This window comes from Butyricimonas sp. RTP31003st1_G1_RTP31003_210430, from assembly GCF_040920905.1.
In the GTDB taxonomy this organism is placed as follows: domain Bacteria; phylum Bacteroidota; class Bacteroidia; order Bacteroidales; family Marinifilaceae; genus Butyricimonas; species Butyricimonas paravirosa.
In genome coordinates this window covers 20,335-39,467 of record NZ_JBCOSQ010000049.1, presented here as the reverse complement: position 1 = coordinate 39,467, position 19,133 = coordinate 20,335, and the positions used below count along the sequence as shown (strand labels likewise).

Sequence of the window (19,133 nt, the reverse complement as noted above, 5' to 3'; positions counted from 1 at the left end):
GGTCGTAAGGGGTAAGCGCAAGCGTTTCAACAACTTCTCCACATCCACGAGAAGAGGAACTTTAGGTACATCATCCGGTACGCTCCCCATACGATCGCTGATCACCAAGGCCTCCCGGATCACTTGTAACAGAATCGGGTCACCGAATCCCATCACCGTAGTCACGGCATCATTATATTCCTCCAAAGAAGGACGGGGCAAACCACGTAATGCGGCTGCAACTTGTGCCAGACGCACAGCCTCGATCACGTGAGCCACGGAAATATCCATTCCTTTCGTCCGGAAAAGGGCGGCCACCTTGCTCATCCAACGGGTTCCGTCGTCATCCGGATAATGCCATAAATGATCGTACCACCCCGGGGAAACGATTCCCGCCCCGTAACCGCTCCGGAAAGACAACCGATCGTAGGTCCACGGAATCCACGTACACTCCACCTTCACTTTCGGTAATCCCTTCAATAACTCGTTGTCTTCTTTCTGCGTGGGCATCTTCTCCAGACCCGGCACATGCCAAGCCCCGCACACCACGGCTATACGTTTGAAACCCTCTTTTTGGGCAGCCCGGATTATTTTACGCATCCACGCTTCCCGCAACAAAGTCTCCCGATCGGTCTTTGGGAAATACTCCCGTAACACCGAAACAGCCTCTTTCACTGCGGTAAACACCTCCTCGTTACGCTGACGATTCTCAAAGTTCACTTCCCACCATAATTCCGGATCATCGTACCCGACCGCCTTCGCCAGATGAGCAAAAGGATCAACGGGCAGTAATTCCGGAAGAGCAACTTTCCGAACTTTTTCCGGGGTCTCGGTTGCAGATGCCTCCCCCTGTACTTCATCGCACTCCCCCTCTTCGCCGGTTTCCCCGGCCTCAGCTTGTTCCTCCCGTTCTTTCCAAAGAGCTAAATGATGCACCAGAGGTAAGTCAAAAAAACGTAATGACACCTCCTTTTTCATGGCATAGCACATGGCCTGCCATTCGGGTGAGAACTCGGCAAAAGGATAAAACACGGCCCTTCGAGGCTCGTCGGGCTGATACGCCAGCAAGGCCACGGGCGGTTTCATCTGCTCATGAAGTACTCCCGGCAAAAGCGGCTCCGCCTCCGGGGGACCTTCCAATAAAATAACATCGGGTTCCAGTTCTTCCAAGTACGCTCGTACGTTCTTGGCTGACCCCGGACCATGATGCCGTATGCCTAAAAAATGTATTCCATCAACCATTGTATAAATTAAATGACTACGTGATTGTCGATTACATGATTCCGTGATTCTACAATCACCGAATCGGAAATCACTAAATCACCGAATCAATCCGACTTCTAAATCTAAAACTAGTCACTATAACATTTCCCTAGATGCCCTATAAATGTCCTTCCAGCCATCGCGTCCCTTCACGACCGTTTCAAGGTACTCCTGCCATATCACCTGATCCTGCAGGGGGTCCTTCACAACCGCCCCGATAATTCCCGATACAAGGTCAGTGGCGTTTAACCGACCGTCACCGAAATACCCGGACATGGCCAAACCGTTATTCACGACGGAGATGGCCTCGGCCGTACTCAGCGTACCACTGGGAGTTTTCAACTTGGTCTTACCATCTTCGGTTGCTCCCTGACGTAACTCCCGGAAAATGGTAACCACTCGGCGAATCTCTTCCAATGCAGGTTTCTCTGCCGGAAGGTCCATAACGGCCTCGAAACTCTCCACCCGGCGACGCACGATGTCGATTTCCTCGTCGATCGCGTCGGGCAAAGGCAGGATTACCGTGTTGAAACGGCGTTTTAGAGCGCTTGACAAGTCATTTACACCCTTGTCCCGGTTATTGGCAGTAGCGATCACGTTAAAGCCCCTGATAGCCTGTATTTCACGATCCAGCTCGGGAATAGGCAACGTCTTCTCGGAAAGAATCGTGATCAACGTGTCCTGAACGTCCGAACCGACACGGGTCAACTCCTCGATGCGGGCCAGTTTACCATCCTTCATTGCACGCATAACGGGAGTTTGTACAAGAGCCCCCTCGCTGGGACCTTCGGCTAATAACTTGGCATAGTTCCACCCGTAACGAATAGCCTCCTCGCCCGTCCCTGCCGTTCCCTGCACGATCAGGGTAGAATCACCGGATATAGCCGCCGCCAGATGCTCGCTTACCCAGCTCTTGGCTGTTCCCGGTAGACCATACAACAACAATGCCCGATCCGTAACCAACGTGGCCACAGCGATCTCCATCAAACGACGATGCCCGATATACTTCGGGGTCACCTCAAAACCGTTTGCCAGTTTCCCGCCCATCAGGTAGGTAACCACCGATTGCGGGGATAGTTGCCAGTTTTCCGGTACTTTATTTGTCTCGTTTTTCTTTAACTCGTGCAACTCTTCCTCGAATTGCTGTTCCGCATGTTGTCTTAATAATAAACCCATATTTTTTCTTTTTGATATTTGTCTCTTATACCCAAACAATTTTAGATGAAAGAATCCTTTAAAAAGAGCCAGCCCCGTGCGGCTGAAATCTAAAATCTAAAATTAAAACGCCTGTATTATTTCCTTTTTCATCAATAACAGTTGTTGCAAACGAACCGTGAACTCCCAGTGGCTGGCACTACTCTCCCGTGACGTCCCTAAAGTGGACACGTAATCATACATCGAGGCAGGAAGGCGTAAAGCCAGCGCCTCGCAGGTCGGACGGTCATAATAACAATAGTCCATGGCGTAAATCATCTTCAACACGCCCCGGGAGAATTTCTCTCCCCACTCGCTATCGTCCTCGTCGAACCATTGACTGATGTAAAAATTCCGGTCGGCTTTCCCGCTTAAATTCAATTGCTCCCGCTGTTCCACAGATAATAAGGGAACCAATTGCATCAAGTCGGGAGACTGAAGTACCCGTTCATCTTTCAGCACGTGGTAGGCCCAATCCCGATTTTTATAACCCAGTATCGTGTCCGTCAAGTAAATATGTTTTGAAAAAGGGGGTGATTTACGCATCCGCTGGGCTGCCGTCTCCGGATCACAATCGAAAAACTCGCACCAAAAGGACAAAGGCATACATTGTGCCATTTGTCGCAGGATATAATCACTGTCGCTCTCGCCTTTATTATTACTCACTTCGTTTATTCCTAACTTCTTGAATTCTTCCGTGTAAGCAATCGGGTCCACAGACCAACCAAGCAAACGACGATAATGCAAATGTTTCTTTAACGTCTCGGCAAACAAGTGCAAGATTCGGGATTCCGGGATCATACGTAACAAACGTAGGGCCTCGTCCCGCACGGTAGAACTCCGGTCACCACCCCGTACTTCCTCTAAAAAATCCTCATCCGCTACCGACAAACCGATCTCCAGACAAGCCAGAAACTCCGCACGATGCTGGGCAGACTCGTTTTTCCATTCAGCACGTAACATCTCGATACCCCGGGCAGGATTCTCACGACGTACCCGTGAAAGTATCAGTTTTCGATCGGCATGAGTGGCCGTTTCCCACGTATCCTCATCCTCTTCCTGCAAAGCGGCATATCCCATAATGGGTAATAACCAACGCCCCCGGTTACCCACCAGCGAGATCAGTAATTGCCGCTCCCGTTTTGCCGTCTGGCTCCCCGGCTGAAAAACTCGTGTCAACACTTGCGGCAGATATTCCGGCGGAATCAACTGTTCCCGCTCTGCCGCTTTCCGGTACCAAAAAAGCAACATATTAGCATACTTTTCCCCCAGCAAAATACTTAGTATCGCAGCCGCTTTCTGACCGACATAAGGCCGCATTTCCGGCCCAGCCTCTGAAACCGGAACAGGATCTTTTAACTTCAAAGGTTCCAAACCCGAACGATAGTAAGCGAAAAAAGCCGCAGCCCCCTTATAGAAGACCTCCTCCCCGTCTGTAGCGTTCTCTTTTACCCGCTCCAACGTCCCGGCAAGATCTTCCGGTAACTCGCCGGAAGTCATCTCCCGGTTAGCCGTTCCCAACAAGGCTATATTTATGACATTATCCGTTATACTCATTGCTTAACGTGTAATATTTATCCTCTATCCATAACGATAACACTCTCCATGACCGCTCCCCGGCAAGGAAGAACCCCGTGAATTCCCGTCCGCCGGTCACGGCAAAACCTTTCAATTTGCCGGCCTCTCCCAAGGTTAACGGAATCAGATACTCGTTGCTATCCTTAATCCACACCTGTTTTTCGTGCATCACAAGACGCACCTCGCTAACCAACACGGGTACTTCATACGTGAAAGGATTACGAGTCATACTCTCCCGATAGACCTGCATGGCCTCTGCCAATCCCGCACAACATCCTTTTCCGGATGGGATAAAGGGTTCTCTTGTACCTTTCTGTTCACGGAATAATACCCGAGTCGGAGTCACACCCTTGTAGAATGTCACATCTGCCACGACAACACTACCTGGTAATAAAGCGGTTTCCGCCAAAGCTCCCGGTGTTAAGAATTGTAAGAAGAGCGCATACCGACAGGTCTGTCGGCCGTACAACCAATTGTACTCTACCGTCAACCGGTCTTGTTGCAGACTTTCCGAGGCAACAACCAACCAATCGTCGGAAACCTGTTCCCCGTTAGCCAACACCTCCTCCTTGGCCTGCGGGTATCCCACGAGAGTACGGATTTCATCCTGCCATTCCGGGGACAACTGATCGAGGTGCTTGTAGCTTTCCGCCACGAGGTACGCCCGGCTTGCTCCCGCCGTCAGCTCGTACTTCCAGTCCTCACCGAAATAATGAATCTCCTGTAACTGCCGCATCATCCCCGCCAAACCGGGAGCCTGTGCATCGACCATACGCTTGGAAATCCCGGCAAACAGGGCTTGCGCCCGCTCTGGAACGTTTAACAGACCACTTCGCACCAAGTCCTTTAACCAGCCCTGCAAATCGTCCACACCGTTCAACACCTTTTTGTGTCGAGCCTCCTGCCTCTTCGCCTGAGCCTCTACATCCACGGGTTTATCCGCTTTTTCCTTCTTCTCCGTCGCTTTCCCCGCACGTTTCTCCAACCACTCCTTCACCCAATCGGGCTCTTCTCCTATCGTGAATAAATCCGGTTGAGAAGCATATAAAAACAAAAGTCCCAAGCTGTGTTTACAAGGAAACTTATGGCTGGGACACGAACATTTGAAAGCGATATTCTGCAAATCGACCTGCGTCTGGTAGGGCTTCTTACCACTTCCCTGACAATGCCCCCATAACGCCCGGTCACTCGCTCCCCGCAACACCCATTTCGCTGCCGAGGCCAATCCCTTCCCGGCTTTCACGGATGCCGCATCCGGGGCTAATTTTATAATTTGATCTTCTGATAATTGCATGTACTCTAAATTTCAATATCCATTCCGACAAATTTAACGCTTAATCCGAGACTTGAAACACCTTCAACCATTATCTACTAAAAAAAGATTCAGGTATCAGCCATTTTACGGCTAAAACCTGAATCTTTGTATGATCAGAAACACTTACTTTACTTCATCCGCCTCATCACCCAGATCACGCAACCACACACCACGATCAGTACCGGACATATCCAACGCAAGAATACCTTGATCCATGCGAATCCTCCCGGGGTCAGGTACGTGTCATTATCCTTGGCTGCCGGACGACTGACATCAATAGGATATTCATCATAAACAAGCCAACGGAACATTCCATCCGTAAGCGCATAATTCGAGCGACGGAACTCCCGGTTTGCTCCGAGTTCCCCGTTACTGATACAATCGGCATCCCCAAGCACGAAGACACGCTGTTCCTTTTCTTTCACGTCACGACGCAAGGCATAACCGGTAACATAGGCTTTTTCCTCCTCTCCCAATGCCGTATTCAGACGGGGTTCTTCGAGAGAAAAGTTCTTCGTTTCCAACTCATTCCAACATCCGGTAGTTTCAGTTGTAAACACGGGAATTGCCTCAAATCCCCGATCGCCTATCTTACGAATAGCCGCCGCGGAAGGCATAGTGAGTACATTATCCAACTCCAACATACGAGCAAAAACAGGTTCCAATCTTGCCCCTTCCGGCGTGAACCTAGCCCAAAGATAATCGGCAACGTACCCCTCGCGAGGCTGTACCAATACACCGGGTACAAAAGCGAGTCCCAATTGCTCCAGCACGGGCGCCATATATTCCTGCCGACGCGGTTCCCCGATCACCACTAAGTTTCCCCCATGTTCGATATACCGTTTAATTTGAATCAATTCATCATCCGTCAAAGCTTTCCGCAAATCGGCGATAACAAGTACATCCACGTCCGATGGAATATCTCCCCCTTCCGTCAGCGTGAGCGTGTAGGGCGTGTACCCTTGATTGACTAAAGCACTTCTTGAATCAAGAACTGTCGTGAACGAGGTATAATTTACCCCGGAACCATCATAAATATTGCGTTCGCCATGTCCACTCAAGAAAGCAATACGCGGACTCTCGGCTACCATAGTTTTCAATACGGCGGAAATCTCCGCCTCGGAAGGATACTTTCCCTGATCATCGAACATACGCAAGAAAGCTTTCTGCCCGTTCTCCCGCTCTATTAGAAACACGTAGCGGAACTCCTCAGCAGAGAGATCAATCTTCTCCCTCATCTGTTCCGGAGTGAGTATATTTTTGGGATTAATATCAGAAGTCAGCACGAGTCTCTCTATTGCCTTATCCATTTCCTCGCGGGAAAGATTCATCCCTGCACTATTATCGTAATAATAATAACTTTTCAGTTTAGTCTCCGGCTTGAAACGAGTAAATGTCTCGAAGATATTCCGGGTATTAAACCAGTTAGAAGGCATTCCAAGATAACCAAATTTGTCAAGGAGATTAACGTAAGAAGTAATCGTCAAGCCACCGTCCACCTGTTTCAGTATTTCCTGACTGTTCGGGGTGATCGTGCGATCCTTGTTAGCCGTAGCGTCATAGAAACACTTCAATTGAGGAATCGTGGAGACATACCCGAGTAAGGCAACACAGGCTACCAGTCCCACGTATTTTCCCACTTTCACGCTCACAGAACAACTCCGACGAGCAAATTGCAGTTTCAGCACCGAAAAACCAAGGAACATTCCCGAAACGAGAATAAAATAAAGTATATCCTCGCTACAAATCAGCCCCCGGATAGATTCATCCGCACGTCCTTTAAGCGAGAACCAATACATCACTTCACGCACCCCCTCAATATGTTGCCACAAGCTACCGATAAAGTTTAAAAAGCTAATGAAAGTCAACGTTCCTAAAGCCGCAATGATCTGGTAAGAAGTCAAGGTCGACATGAAAAGCCCGATAGCTGCGTATGTCGCCATGAGCAAGTACAAGCCCAACCAACCGGAAAGTACGAGCGAAAGATCAAAATCTTTGATCGAGAAAAACGCCACGACCACCAGTACCAACACGCTCCCCATCATGATCAGCCCATAAATCAACATGGAAAGGTATTTTCCCAGTATGATTTGTAAACTACTAATCGGGGAAGAAAAAAGTAATTTAATAGAACCACTGCTGTATTCCCGGCTCATAAGCCCCATTGTCAACAGGGGAATGTAAAGATAAAGGGTAGATTGGATGGTCGTGTAAGGGGCGAAACCACCAATCACGAAAAGCATATAACTCTGGTATCCCTGCATTTGTCCGAGGGTTTTCGCGTTAACGGTATATTCCAGCAAGTTCGCAAAACTGCCGAAAACCTGAAACACGAATATGACCAAAATTAACCAAGCTATCGGAGAATAAAAGAGCGTACCTAACTCCGACTTTGCTATTTTATATATTACTCTCATAACGTTTATTAAAATTTATCGATCAATCTTTTTCCTGACAACTGTGCAAAAATCTCTTCCAAAGAAATTCTTTCCAACATAATCTCGCTTAGTCCCCAACCGTGACGAACACACGTATCAGCCATCACCTCAGAAATGTCATCCCGCCTGTCAAACTGTACTCTCAAGGTGTTTCGATCCAAATGCTTGAGACGAGTCACCCCGGGGATTGCCAATATTTCCTCATCGGCAGGAGGGTTGTCAAGTTTCACGATAAACGTGTCCGGTTTCACGTAATTATCGAATTCTTCCAGCGTCCCGGAGAAGACTAGATGCCCGTGTTCTATCATCTTGATGTCGTCGCACATGGCTTGCACTTCCGACAGAATATGCGTGGAAAGTAAAACGGCATGATCAACAGCGATCTCCTTGATCAGCTTACGAATCTCAAGAATCTGATTCGGATCCAACCCGTTCGTCGGCTCATCTAGCACCACGAATTTAGGACTATGTATGATGGCTTGCGCTATTCCCAAACGTTGTTGATAACCACCAGAAAGATTACGGATCAACCGCTTGCTGAAATGAGTAATTCCACACCGTTCCTTGGCCATCTCCACGGCTTGTTTGATTTTCTTGGGTTCCATCAATCGCAATTCCGCACAAAATTCAAGATATTCATCAACCGTGTGATCCGAATACAAGGGTGGTTTCTGCGGTAGGAAACCGATATTTTTTTTGGCCTCCACGGGATTCTTGCGGGTATCAATACCGTTAATATACACTGTGCCATCCGTTTGATTCAACACGCCACAGATAATGTTCATCGTCGTGGACTTTCCCGCCCCGTTAGATCCTAATAAGCCCAAGATACCCTTCCGGTTCACCTCAAAATTTATATCTTGAATTGCCCAATCCACCGTGTAACGATGGGACAAATGCTCTACTTTTACAATAGATTCCATGTCTTTTTTATCATTTAATAATTACTACTTACCTCTTCTCTTAAACCACACCAAAAGATACAACAACAAGATCACGGCGGGGAAGACAACGACAAACGCCACCTTCAAGGTCCCTCGTGACTGGTAGGACAATTTCAAGTGATTATCCGGTTGTGCCGGGCGAGGAAAATAAGTCGGGTATTGATAATCAGCCATCCAACTACACATAAGCGTTGTCAACGGTCCGTTTGCCACTCCATAATATCTACTCTTGCTGAACTCCCCGGTCGTCATCCAGTCAGCATCTCCAAAAATCAAAATACGCTGCTCCTTCCCGTTCAATTGGCGGGTCAAGGCAAGCACCACAGGTAACTGTTGATTGATTTCCCCTGCTTTCGGATTAAACACCGGGACTTCCCCCTCGAAATCCGTCGTTTCCAATTCAGTCCACGAACCGACTGGAGAAACCACTAACGGTACAACGTCATACCCCTTATCCATCGTGTAACTCAACCCCACGGCTCCTGTCATACTCAATGGATAATTGCGATTTGCCCACTGGGCAAACATCGGATTAATCCCCCCTGCTTGCGGCGTGAAAACAGCGTTAATATTCGTCGGGTCTTCATCTTTACGAGGTTGTATCAACATTCCAGGTAAAGCCTTTACCCCGAAATCCGCAAGTAATTCTCCCGTTATTTCCGACCGATTAACATCCGTTGCAAGAATCAAATGACGACCACTTGCTACATAGGCACGGATTTTTTCTAACTCCACCGTCGAGAAAGGTTCCTTCGGGTCTATAATCAAAAGGATTTGCAGATCATCCGGAATCTCCCATTCTTCCGTAAGCGGTACGCTTATCGGATCAAATCCTTGATTAATCAATGACCCGCGACCGGAACCGTTGGTAAAGAGCCACCCAATTTCCCGATCACCGCTTTTGTTCATTTCCCGTTCACCATGCCCGTAGAGAGAACCCATCTTTACGGCTCCATCCTTCATCCGCAACAAGGCAACAGATATTTCCTGTTCACTCGGGTAAGGATTCAGATCATTGAACATTCGCAAATAGGTCCAGTTTCCCTCGCTATCTTCAAGCGTACGGACAACTTGATTATTTTCACCGCTTAAATCATGAATCTTCCGTATTTCCTCGGGAGAAAGCACATCATCAAAATCCAACCCGTTCACCTTAGCCTGTTTTCGGGCAGCCTCTTCCAGATCTTCTCCCGGTGCGCAACAAGAATGTCCGTTCAACACGTGATCGTAATAATAAATATACTTGAACTTCATATCCGGCTTGAAACGGTAGTACTTACTGAACACGGACATATCCCCAATCCGGCTCTTCGGGAACACTTTGGCGGCCATATGCTCATCCATAATATTGACATAAGTTGTTAACGTAAGCTCCTGTCCCTTGAAACGTTCCAGTATATCCCGGCTTTTCGGGGTCAGGGTTAACTGTTCGTCACGGGAAAGATCCGTAATGCACACGGTAGTCCGCCGGGAAGTTGCGTAACCAATCCCTACGATCACGACCACCAAAGCCAGATACTTCATCACTTTTGTGTACCACGGTTTACTCTGTCGGGCGAACTGTAATTTCATAATGGACATCCCTATAAATAAAGCGGGCATCAAAAAGTAGTATAACACGTCACCACTATTAATTAACCCGGCTATCGGACCATGAGGACCACTACAAATCCAATAAGTAATATCTCTCCAGAAATCCACTCCTTGTAAAACCCCGCCAATAACCTGTAAAATAGTCAACGCCGCAAACGTACCGATAGCCGCCACGACTTGATACGAGGTTAAACAGGAAACAAACAATCCCACAGCTGAATAAAGGCACATGATCAAGTAAATACCTATCAATCCGGTAATCGCCACGGGATAATCAAAGTCCTTCAGCACGAACATGTAAAAAACCACGTAAACCGTAACAATCGCCAGCATGATCAACCCGTAGAGCATCATCGACAAATATTTCCCCAACACGATCTGCGTGCTGGTAATCGGGGAAGAATATAGTAATTTAATGGACCCACTGCTAAATTCCCGGCTCATCAACCCCATCGTCAACAACGGAAAATAAAGATATAAATAAGAAAGTACACCGGGAAATAATGGCGTACCGAAGCCGGTAAGCAGAAAATAAGCCGTCATTCCATCCTTTTCCCGGTTATTGATGACAAAATCTTTTAATTCCCATATAATCCTGTCCGTGAAAGTCATGCTCATCTGAAAAGTAAAGATGACCAAAACCAACCAGGCTATCGGGGAACAAAATAAAGAGTTTAGTTCTGATTTCGCTATTCTATATATTGTTTTCATATCCTGTAACATTAAAATTTATCAACCACTCGTTTTCCCGATAGCTGGGCAAAAATCTCATCCATGGATACCTTTTCCATCTGCATCTCGCTCAACCTCCATCCCCGGTTCACACAAATCTCTGCCACTCGTTTTGCCGTCTCTTCTCCTTCCTGTTCAAACTGCAATCGGAAAGAATGTTCATCGAGTTTCTTCACCTTGATCACTCCCGGAATATTTCCTAATTCCCCTTCCGCAGGAGCATTCTCCAACTTCACAATGCAAGTATTGGATTTAACACTGTCATGAAATTCATCAAGCGTCCCGGAAAAGATCAAATTACCGTGTTCTATCATTTTAATATTCTGACAAATGGCCTCTACTTCCGACAAAATATGAGTGGAAAGCAAAACGGCATGATCCTGCGCAATCTCCCGGATCAGCTCCCGAATTTCTAAAATTTGATTTGGATCCAAACCATTCGTCGGTTCGTCCAGCACCACCAATTTCGGGTTATGCACGATGGCCTGCGCTATTCCCAAGCGCTGTTGATATCCTCCCGAAAGGTTCTTCACAAGCCGTTTACTAAAATGAGCAATTCCGCAACGTTTCATGGCTGATTCCACGGCAACCTTCACTTCCCAGTCATCCATCAGTCGCAAGTGGGCGCAATACGTCAAGTATTCACTTACATTATGATCCGTGTACAAAGGCGGTTTCTGTGGTAAAAAACCGATGTATTTTTTAGCCTCCACGGGTTGCTTACGAGTATCGATACCATTAATATAAACCGTTCCTTCCGTCTGGTTCAATACCCCACAAATAATATTCATCGTGGTCGACTTCCCCGCCCCGTTCGAGCCTAAAAGCCCCAAAATCCCCTTCTGGTTAATCTCGAAGTTTATATCCCTGATTGCCCACTGAACACTATAGCGATGGGATAAATGCTCCACTCTTACAATTGGTTCTTCCATAAATTTCTTTTTACAATGACTTATTTTTTATACACAACACTCCCTTAGAGATTGTTTACTACAATCTCTGAATCATTTAATTTACAAATACTGTACACGAGGAAAGCCACAATGGCTATCCCCGTGTGTAAAAACTATAATCTTGATTCTTTATTAAAATTCGACAAGTTCCCGTACTTGTACTGGACATCTACAACACGACCTAAACCTTCTGCCTTAAACAACACCTTTTCCTTTTGGCCACTTATAGCCTCGTAAGAAGCATCCAGGATATAGAATTCCCCATTCTCCAAACCGACGCCAATTTCTTCCCGATCCTCACCATTAGCATAACGCTCAATATCGATAATCTTGCTTTGGAACGTGTAGAATGGCTCCATTCGATTGACCCGATTCCAATAATAGAGAATATTATTCGATGTGAAATAAAAGTAAGAGGTCCCATCCATACAATACTTTGAATCATCATTAACCTCGCTATTCCCGACAAACAATTCTTCCGTCCCATCAAAAGCATACATCAAAGACGAGCCATTCGAATGAAAAACTTTATACGTCTGGAAATAATAATCCGATCCTTTTTTAATCACCTGTACGAAATCCCGCCCCCCGGCTCCTTCCACATTATATGAACCGATAAACATAACTTGTGTACCCTCTCCCATATTATCCAATGGAGTAAAGTTTTCCGAATTCACTCCATCCGGATCCATCTTCATGTTGATAACCATGCCCGTATAAGCTTGCGGTTCATCACAAATACCTATCATCCGGTGGTTCAATTCATCATACATATAGATGTACCCTTGATATGCACCGTAATGCATCATCGTGATCCGGGCATTATTAAATGCGGGAAGAGTGTTATACTGGCATACTTGGAAGTTTCCATTCGGGTTTATACGCGTGTACACGTTCCCGTCAGTACCCAAAACCGCTTCTAACCGACTAGCATATTCCGCTTGGCTAGGTACAAAACCGGCAGGATACACTCCCCCAATAAATTCCTCCCGTGTGGTTATTGCTTTCGAGAAATCCAACCCGTCAATCTCTACCGCCCCACTCTCTTGAATAACTAAAATTTGATCACTTTCAGACGAGAAATGCCGCCCCATCCGAACCGGCCCGGTCCCTAACTCATCCCCTCTAAGAGTAGTGTAAATATTCTCGAAAAGAGTATAGATCTTGTTATCTTCCTCTTCGTCCACACGGATATAACTCAGTATCGATTGATTATTCTGCTCTGACAAAATCGTCCATCCAGAAGAATAGCGGGAACGACTTCCCACGTATATACCGGCTGTCGTTAATGCGCCGGTTGGCACGTGTTCTACAACCAAACGAATTCTATAATTCGCTATTTCCGTGAAAGTATATCTCAACATTTTTTCCCGGCAGATAGTATCACTCCACGTATCCTGTATGTCACATACCCACGTATAGCCAAATTCAGTGGAATCCACCCCCTTGTAATCGATCACCGGGTCAATTACATATTCCTCGCCAATCGAAGGTTGAGTATAGGATAGTTGAATTCCCACGGTTGCTAATTCCGATAAATCATAATTTCCCTCGTCATCAAAACAGGCGTATAGCAACGTCATGGCTATAAAACACCCTAAAAATAGTTTTATCTTTTTCATATTCATACACTTGTCAAACTATGTTTATAACTCTTCCAATCCTAGTACAGGAACTGTCATCGGATGTCCGTCCTCATCTATCGTTTCTGGTTCACCCACGTGATCCAACAGGTAACGCTTGAACAGCAAGGCGGCTGCTCGTATTTCACTAACACTTGCTCCTGTCAAGTCCGCCTCCGTAACCTCTAAAAACAGAAGGAATTTTTTCTGCGAGTAACTTCCCAAATAATACGTTTCCACGTCAGAATTCCACCAATCCGGTCGGGCTACCGTATTCGAAAATTGGATAACGGCCACCGAATTTTCCAATTTACCTACCGGCAGATCAGACGTCGCCACCAATCGAAGTACCAACCTTACAGAACGACTGCTCAAGTCGTCAGTTTTATTCAAACAAACGTAGCATGTATCATGGAACATTCCTTGTCGAAATATCATGGTCTCCGGCATCAGAGAATAGTGTTTACTCTCGGCCGTGGTGAATTCTTCATCCACCGCAATACTGTAAGTCAAATCTCGCCCGGCCTCATCTCCCGCAATCTTCACTGCGATAGGCAGTTCGTAGTAATCATTATTCGGATGATAAATAAACGTAAAAATAGTTGAGTCCGTTGTTGCACGTTCGAATTCGATATAATGATTTCCCGTATTATAAGTGGGAATCTCTCTTCTATCACATCCCACCCATGCGAGGATAGATATGAATAGTACAAATATTCTCGTTTTCATAATTTTCTCCTTTATTGTGTAATGTTTTCACTATCTGGAAGAGGAACTATATACTTTCCGGTCATATCGATCGGGTACTCTCCATTATACATACTTCTATTCAAACGCTTGTATAGGTAGAACGTTTGTCCCTCGGCTATAAACTCTCGGGTTGCGTCTGTATACAATGCCTCTAAAAACGCATCTCTAGTCAGAGTGGTACTTATGTCATCAGCACCACGGGCTTTTTTCAAGGTGTTCAATAAAGATATTGCCTCTGTCAAATTATTATCCGCCAAATATTCGCACATAATATAAAACACTTCACTCATCCGCATAACAGGTAAAAGAGGATACTGGTATTGCACGTTCCACAAAGCGCTGGCATCCTTCACGGGTACCCATTTCAACGAATAACCGGTACTTGTCGTATTGGAAGCAATCAAATAACGATACCTGAAATCCTGTTCATCTCCCAAAAATAAATTTGCCCTATTCTTTATCGGGCAGTAATTACCTGTCCAATAAAAATGTCTTTGTATGTAATTGTCATACACGTCAAATATATTCGTGTTGTAGAAAGCTAACAAAATATCTTCAAACAACTTACATCTACGATATTCTGTATTCGTGTTACTTATATTACTTTCGGGTGTAAAACTATACCATTTCTTTTCATTATAGAAACGGTAAACCTCGTTAGCATATTGATAAGCCGTAGCTTTATCACCCTTGTATTGGTAGGCCCTAGCCAACAAAGCGGTTGCGGCCACGTAGTTCATACGGGTTCCACGATAGGCAAAGAAAGAACCGCCTTTAGCCGAACCTGTTACATTGCCATCAAAACGCATACTTGGACTTTTCATCATTTCGGAGTTGTACGATGTATCGAACTCGGCCAATAATCTCTGAGATTGTTTCAAATCATTGATAATACTATCTAATACCACGGATGTCGGCAAATGAGTCGGATGGGAAGTCAAGTATTCCGATACATACGGTACATAGGCCGCATTGTCACCTGTAACTGGCGCCGGAGCAAATAATCTCAGCATATCAAAATGCACAAGCGCCCGAATCCCTTTCGCCTCTCCGATAAGGATATTTCTCTCGTTCTCCCCTTCATAGAAGAAATCGTTCCCGTGTTCCTCGGCATTCTGGATAAGCACGTTACAATTGGCAATCGTGTTGAACGCACCTTCCCAAATCGCTTTCGTGACACTCTTCACATCTTCATTCTCGTAATCATAATTCATAACGCTACCCGATACATCGTACATGGCAATCCACGAGGCCGGATCATAATTCTGTCCTAAGAAACTGATGAATCCCCACGAAAGATTATTTCCGTAAAGAGACTCCCCGGAAAGATTTCGGTAGATCCCGTTCAGCGCTGTCCGGAAACCATCATAGGTAGAGAATAAATCCTCTTTGGATATTTCGTTTTCCGGCGTTACCTCGAACCAATCGGAACAAGAGGAAAGGGAAAACAGTAACAGAACTGATAACAATATATTTTTACATGTTTTCATAAACAAATGATTTTAGAAACTAACACTTAAACCAAAATTAAAGGTTCGGGCAAACGGGTAAGACAAACCTCGCTCCTGTTTAATTGAAGAGAAAGTTGCCAAATCGTTCGTGCTTGCCTGAATCCGAAGAACATCCAAACCAATACGCCTTACCCATTCCGGATTAAAATCATAAGACAGTGATATAGAGTTTATGCTGAACTCATTATTATCCTGTACGAAACGGGAAGTGGACTGTGTTGTCTTGTTTCGGTTAGCTATATTTTTCAATGGAGTCACATCCCCCGGTTTTTGCCAACGTTGACTCAATACACGTTTGTCCGCATTAGATGTACTTAAATCGACACACTCCACATGACTCAACAAAGTAGAATTATACTCCTGTGAACCAAAAGTATACATACAACTCGTGTACAATGTCAAGCGTTTCCACCGGATATTAATACCAAAAGCTCCCTGTCCCTTAGGCTCCGTATTTCCTATGATTTGTTGTTGCGAGGATGACCATACACTGGTAACATTACCGGAACGATCAATAAACAATTCCTCTCCATCAGCAGGGTTGATCCCTAAAGATTTCATTCCGTAGATGGCCGTTAATGAACCACCTTCTTCATATTTCAAAAATGGTAGAGATTGTTGAGCCGCATTAGCATAACTCGTGTATTTCAAAGTTAAATAGTCATCCACCCGTTCGTTATAAGCTTTTAATGCCTCAGATATTTTCATTAATTTCCCCTCGTTATGAGCAAAATTAATGAATGCATTTACTCCAAAATCCTTCGTATTAAGAATGGTAGCATTTAAACTGATTTCATATCCCCTATTTCGAGCTTCTCCCATATTATCTTTGTAGGATGTGAACCCGGCAGAGGACGGAATGGTTACATCTGTAATCATATCCACGGTCTGACGGTTATACCATGAGAATGTTATATTATACTTACTTTGGAAAAAGCTAAGATCAAAACCGATATTCGTCGAGTTGGTTTTCTCCCATACTAAATTTTCATTCCCAACACCTTGCAGAGTTGCCCCTATACCCGTGGAATACCAATCATCAAACAGAATACTATACATATCCCGTGCCGCATAAGGCGGATAGTTCACCTTTCCCGTAGCCCCATAAGTTCCGCGTACCTTAAACTGATTTAACCATGGGATAGACTTCATAAATTCAAAATTATGCACATTAATTCCGGCACCCAAAGACCAGAAAGATCCCCATTGTGATTCAGCCCCGAACTCAGAAGAACCGTCAAAACGAATCGACGCATCGGCCAAAAAGATATTATTCCAAGAGTAATTCCCACTAAAGAAAATACCCATCAATCGGGTTTTATTATCTTCACCGGAAGGCTTTTCCACGATCTCTTTCGCATGACCTATCGTATGTAAAGCGGCAGAAGGAAATCCCCTGTAATGTGACGACAAATTTCCACTCTGTGTTTCTTGTGCATTGATACCAGCAGAAAGATTCAAATAGCTTTTCCCGATCGAATTGTTATAAGCCAAAAAAGCATTTACGTTCCAATTAAAGTTATCGGTTGTATTAACATACAAGTCTCCCCTAGTAAATGGATCAGAACCTGATCCGTAAGTCGTTGATAAAGGATCGGTAAATTTATTACTTTCTGACTCTGTTTTCGTAATTGCAAATTGGCTTTGCAATTGAAGATGGTCATTGATATACCAATAAAGACTCAGGTTATTCGTTAAATTATAGGAGTTACTCTTACTGAAATTTCCCAAACTCGCCTCGTAAAGAGGATTGGCAACACCTATATTTAATTGTTGTTTGAGTTTTCCATCCTCATCGTATATTGCATAATAAGGTTGCTGACTCGTATAATCGCTGAACGAACCATAAGGAGAATCAGATGACTTAGATATATCGTATGACACGTTATTTCTAATTTGTAATTTCCCTACCCGATAATCCACGAATACCCCGACGCTCATCCGATTACGATAAGAATCTTTCATCACTCCTCCCTCATGTGCGTAACTCAAATCTGTACCGAAACGAAATCCTTCCGTACCTCCGGACACGTACAAACTATGCGAATGGTTAAACTGATTCTGCAAAGGTTGAGCCATCCAGTCCGTATCAACACCACTGGTAATATAATTCTTTTTTATGGCATACTGTTCCATATCATTAGGTAAACTCAAGTCATACAACCCGGACAACACCTCCGCCCGCAACTTCTCTTCTGCATTCATCAAATTATAGTCAGAAAGATCCGGGGCCGTCAATGAAGCATTGAACGTGTAGGATACTTGTAGCTTACCCAATTCCGGAGTCACGGTCTCAATAACGATCACACCGTTTGATGCACGAGACCCGTACATAGCCGTGGCCGCAGCATCCTTCAAAATTGTAATACTAGCGATTCGATTAGGATCCATGTCATAAATCTTCTGCACTTCCACCTCGTAACCATCCAAAATAAAAACAGGCAAATTGGGGTTGGTTGTCAACGCAAATTTAGACATATTTCCACCTTGTTGCGCCTCCAGACGATCCAATTGAGTTACACCATCCATACCAGTACGTCCACGAATATAAAACTCCGGTAACGTGTTGGGGTCAGAGCCCATCTCGTTATTCTTCACCATACGCAATGAAGGATCAAAAACTTGTAACACATCAATCACATTCCTCGGGGAGATTTTCAAAATATCCTCCTTCGTCACCGTCGTGGCTGCACCTGTAAAACTCTCTTTCCGAATATTGGCATATCCGGTCACAATCACCTCGTCCACGCCCATTGTTTCCGGCTGCATCACGATTCGCATCGGTTTCGGGGTCGGTAATCCCAACACCTTATGTACTTGTTTTTTCATTCCCAAAAAAGAAACCTCGATATAAATCTCATCGTCCATTGGCACGACCAGTCGGAACTTACCGTTCACGTCGGTTGCAACACCGGTTGTCGTTCCCTGTAACACGATTGTAGCCCCGATAATAGGCATCGAATCCCTTTCCATGACAGTTCCCTCGATGACCACTTCTTGTATAGGCTTTCTCGTTTCCTGACGCTTTACCACGATAATCTGTTCCCCGGAAATCCGGTACGTGTACTCCTTACCTTGGAATACCCGATCCAACACGTTTTCCACCGTTTCGTTTTTCACGCTGATCGTAATCTTCCCCATGTCCTTCTCCTGCGTATCATTGTAGAAAAACTTGAAAGAAGTCTGTTTCTTTATCTCTTGGAATAACACGGATAGAGAAACATCTTTCAGCTCCAAAGTCACGCGCTGTGGCTCCACCGG

General features: G+C 45.3%; 12 protein-coding genes. All 12 read right to left on the bottom strand.

Going from position 1 to position 19,133, the window contains the following annotated elements:
* Window positions 1-1,221 (bottom strand): DUF5682 family protein (locus AB5542_RS14740; protein ID WP_368243144.1); only part of this gene is annotated, 1,221 nt, incomplete at its 3' end.
* A 117-nt stretch (window positions 1,222-1,338) separates the two neighbouring features.
* The gene (locus tag AB5542_RS14735) at window positions 1,339-2,418 is read right to left on the bottom strand and encodes an ATP-binding protein (RefSeq protein WP_279038473.1); all 1,080 of its coding nucleotides are present in this window, start codon (window positions 2,416-2,418) and stop codon (window positions 1,339-1,341) included.
* A gap of 102 nt (window positions 2,419-2,520) precedes the next feature.
* On the bottom strand, window positions 2,521-3,993 hold the full coding sequence (locus tag AB5542_RS14730) for a DUF5691 domain-containing protein (protein ID WP_279038472.1): 1,473 nt from the start codon (window positions 3,991-3,993) through the stop codon (window positions 2,521-2,523).
* Window positions 3,977-5,308 carry an SWIM zinc finger domain-containing protein gene (locus AB5542_RS14725; protein ID WP_279038471.1) on the bottom strand — a complete coding sequence of 444 codons (1,332 nt, stop codon included), beginning with the start codon at window positions 5,306-5,308 and terminating at the stop codon, window positions 3,977-3,979. The genes AB5542_RS14730 and AB5542_RS14725 overlap by 17 nt, the downstream gene beginning before the upstream one ends.
* 149 nt (window positions 5,309-5,457) lie before the next feature.
* The gene (locus AB5542_RS14720; RefSeq protein ID WP_279038470.1) at window positions 5,458-7,746 is read right to left on the bottom strand and encodes a Gldg family protein; all 2,289 of its coding nucleotides are present in this window, start codon (window positions 7,744-7,746) and stop codon (window positions 5,458-5,460) included.
* 8 nt (window positions 7,747-7,754) lie between these two features.
* Entirely contained in the window at window positions 7,755-8,690 is a 936-nt protein-coding gene (locus AB5542_RS14715; protein ID WP_118258534.1) for an ABC transporter ATP-binding protein, read from the bottom strand.
* A 24-nt stretch (window positions 8,691-8,714) separates the two neighbouring features.
* Entirely contained in the window at window positions 8,715-11,015 is a 2,301-nt protein-coding gene (locus tag AB5542_RS14710) for a Gldg family protein (protein WP_279038469.1), read from the bottom strand.
* 11 nt (window positions 11,016-11,026) lie between these two features.
* Window positions 11,027-11,968, bottom strand: a complete 942-nt coding sequence (locus tag AB5542_RS14705) for an ATP-binding cassette domain-containing protein (RefSeq protein ID WP_279038468.1) — start codon at window positions 11,966-11,968, stop codon at window positions 11,027-11,029.
* Window positions 11,969-12,102: 134 nt separating this feature from the next.
* Complete coding sequence (locus AB5542_RS14700) at window positions 12,103-13,611, bottom strand: PKD-like family lipoprotein (RefSeq protein WP_158571826.1); 1,509 nt, start codon at window positions 13,609-13,611, stop codon at window positions 12,103-12,105.
* Between the two features lie 24 nt (window positions 13,612-13,635).
* A complete protein-coding gene (locus AB5542_RS14695; protein WP_087420103.1) occupies window positions 13,636-14,340 on the bottom strand; it encodes a DUF4843 domain-containing protein in 705 nt (234 codons plus the stop codon).
* A gap of 11 nt (window positions 14,341-14,351) precedes the next feature.
* Window positions 14,352-15,851: a RagB/SusD family nutrient uptake outer membrane protein gene (locus AB5542_RS14690; RefSeq protein WP_087420102.1), complete on the bottom strand. Its 1,500-nt coding sequence runs from the start codon at window positions 15,849-15,851 to the stop codon at window positions 14,352-14,354.
* A 12-nt stretch (window positions 15,852-15,863) separates the two neighbouring features.
* Entirely contained in the window at window positions 15,864-19,130 is a 3,267-nt protein-coding gene (locus AB5542_RS14685; RefSeq protein WP_340279427.1) for a SusC/RagA family TonB-linked outer membrane protein, read from the bottom strand.
* Between the last annotated feature and the right edge of the window lie 3 nt (window positions 19,131-19,133).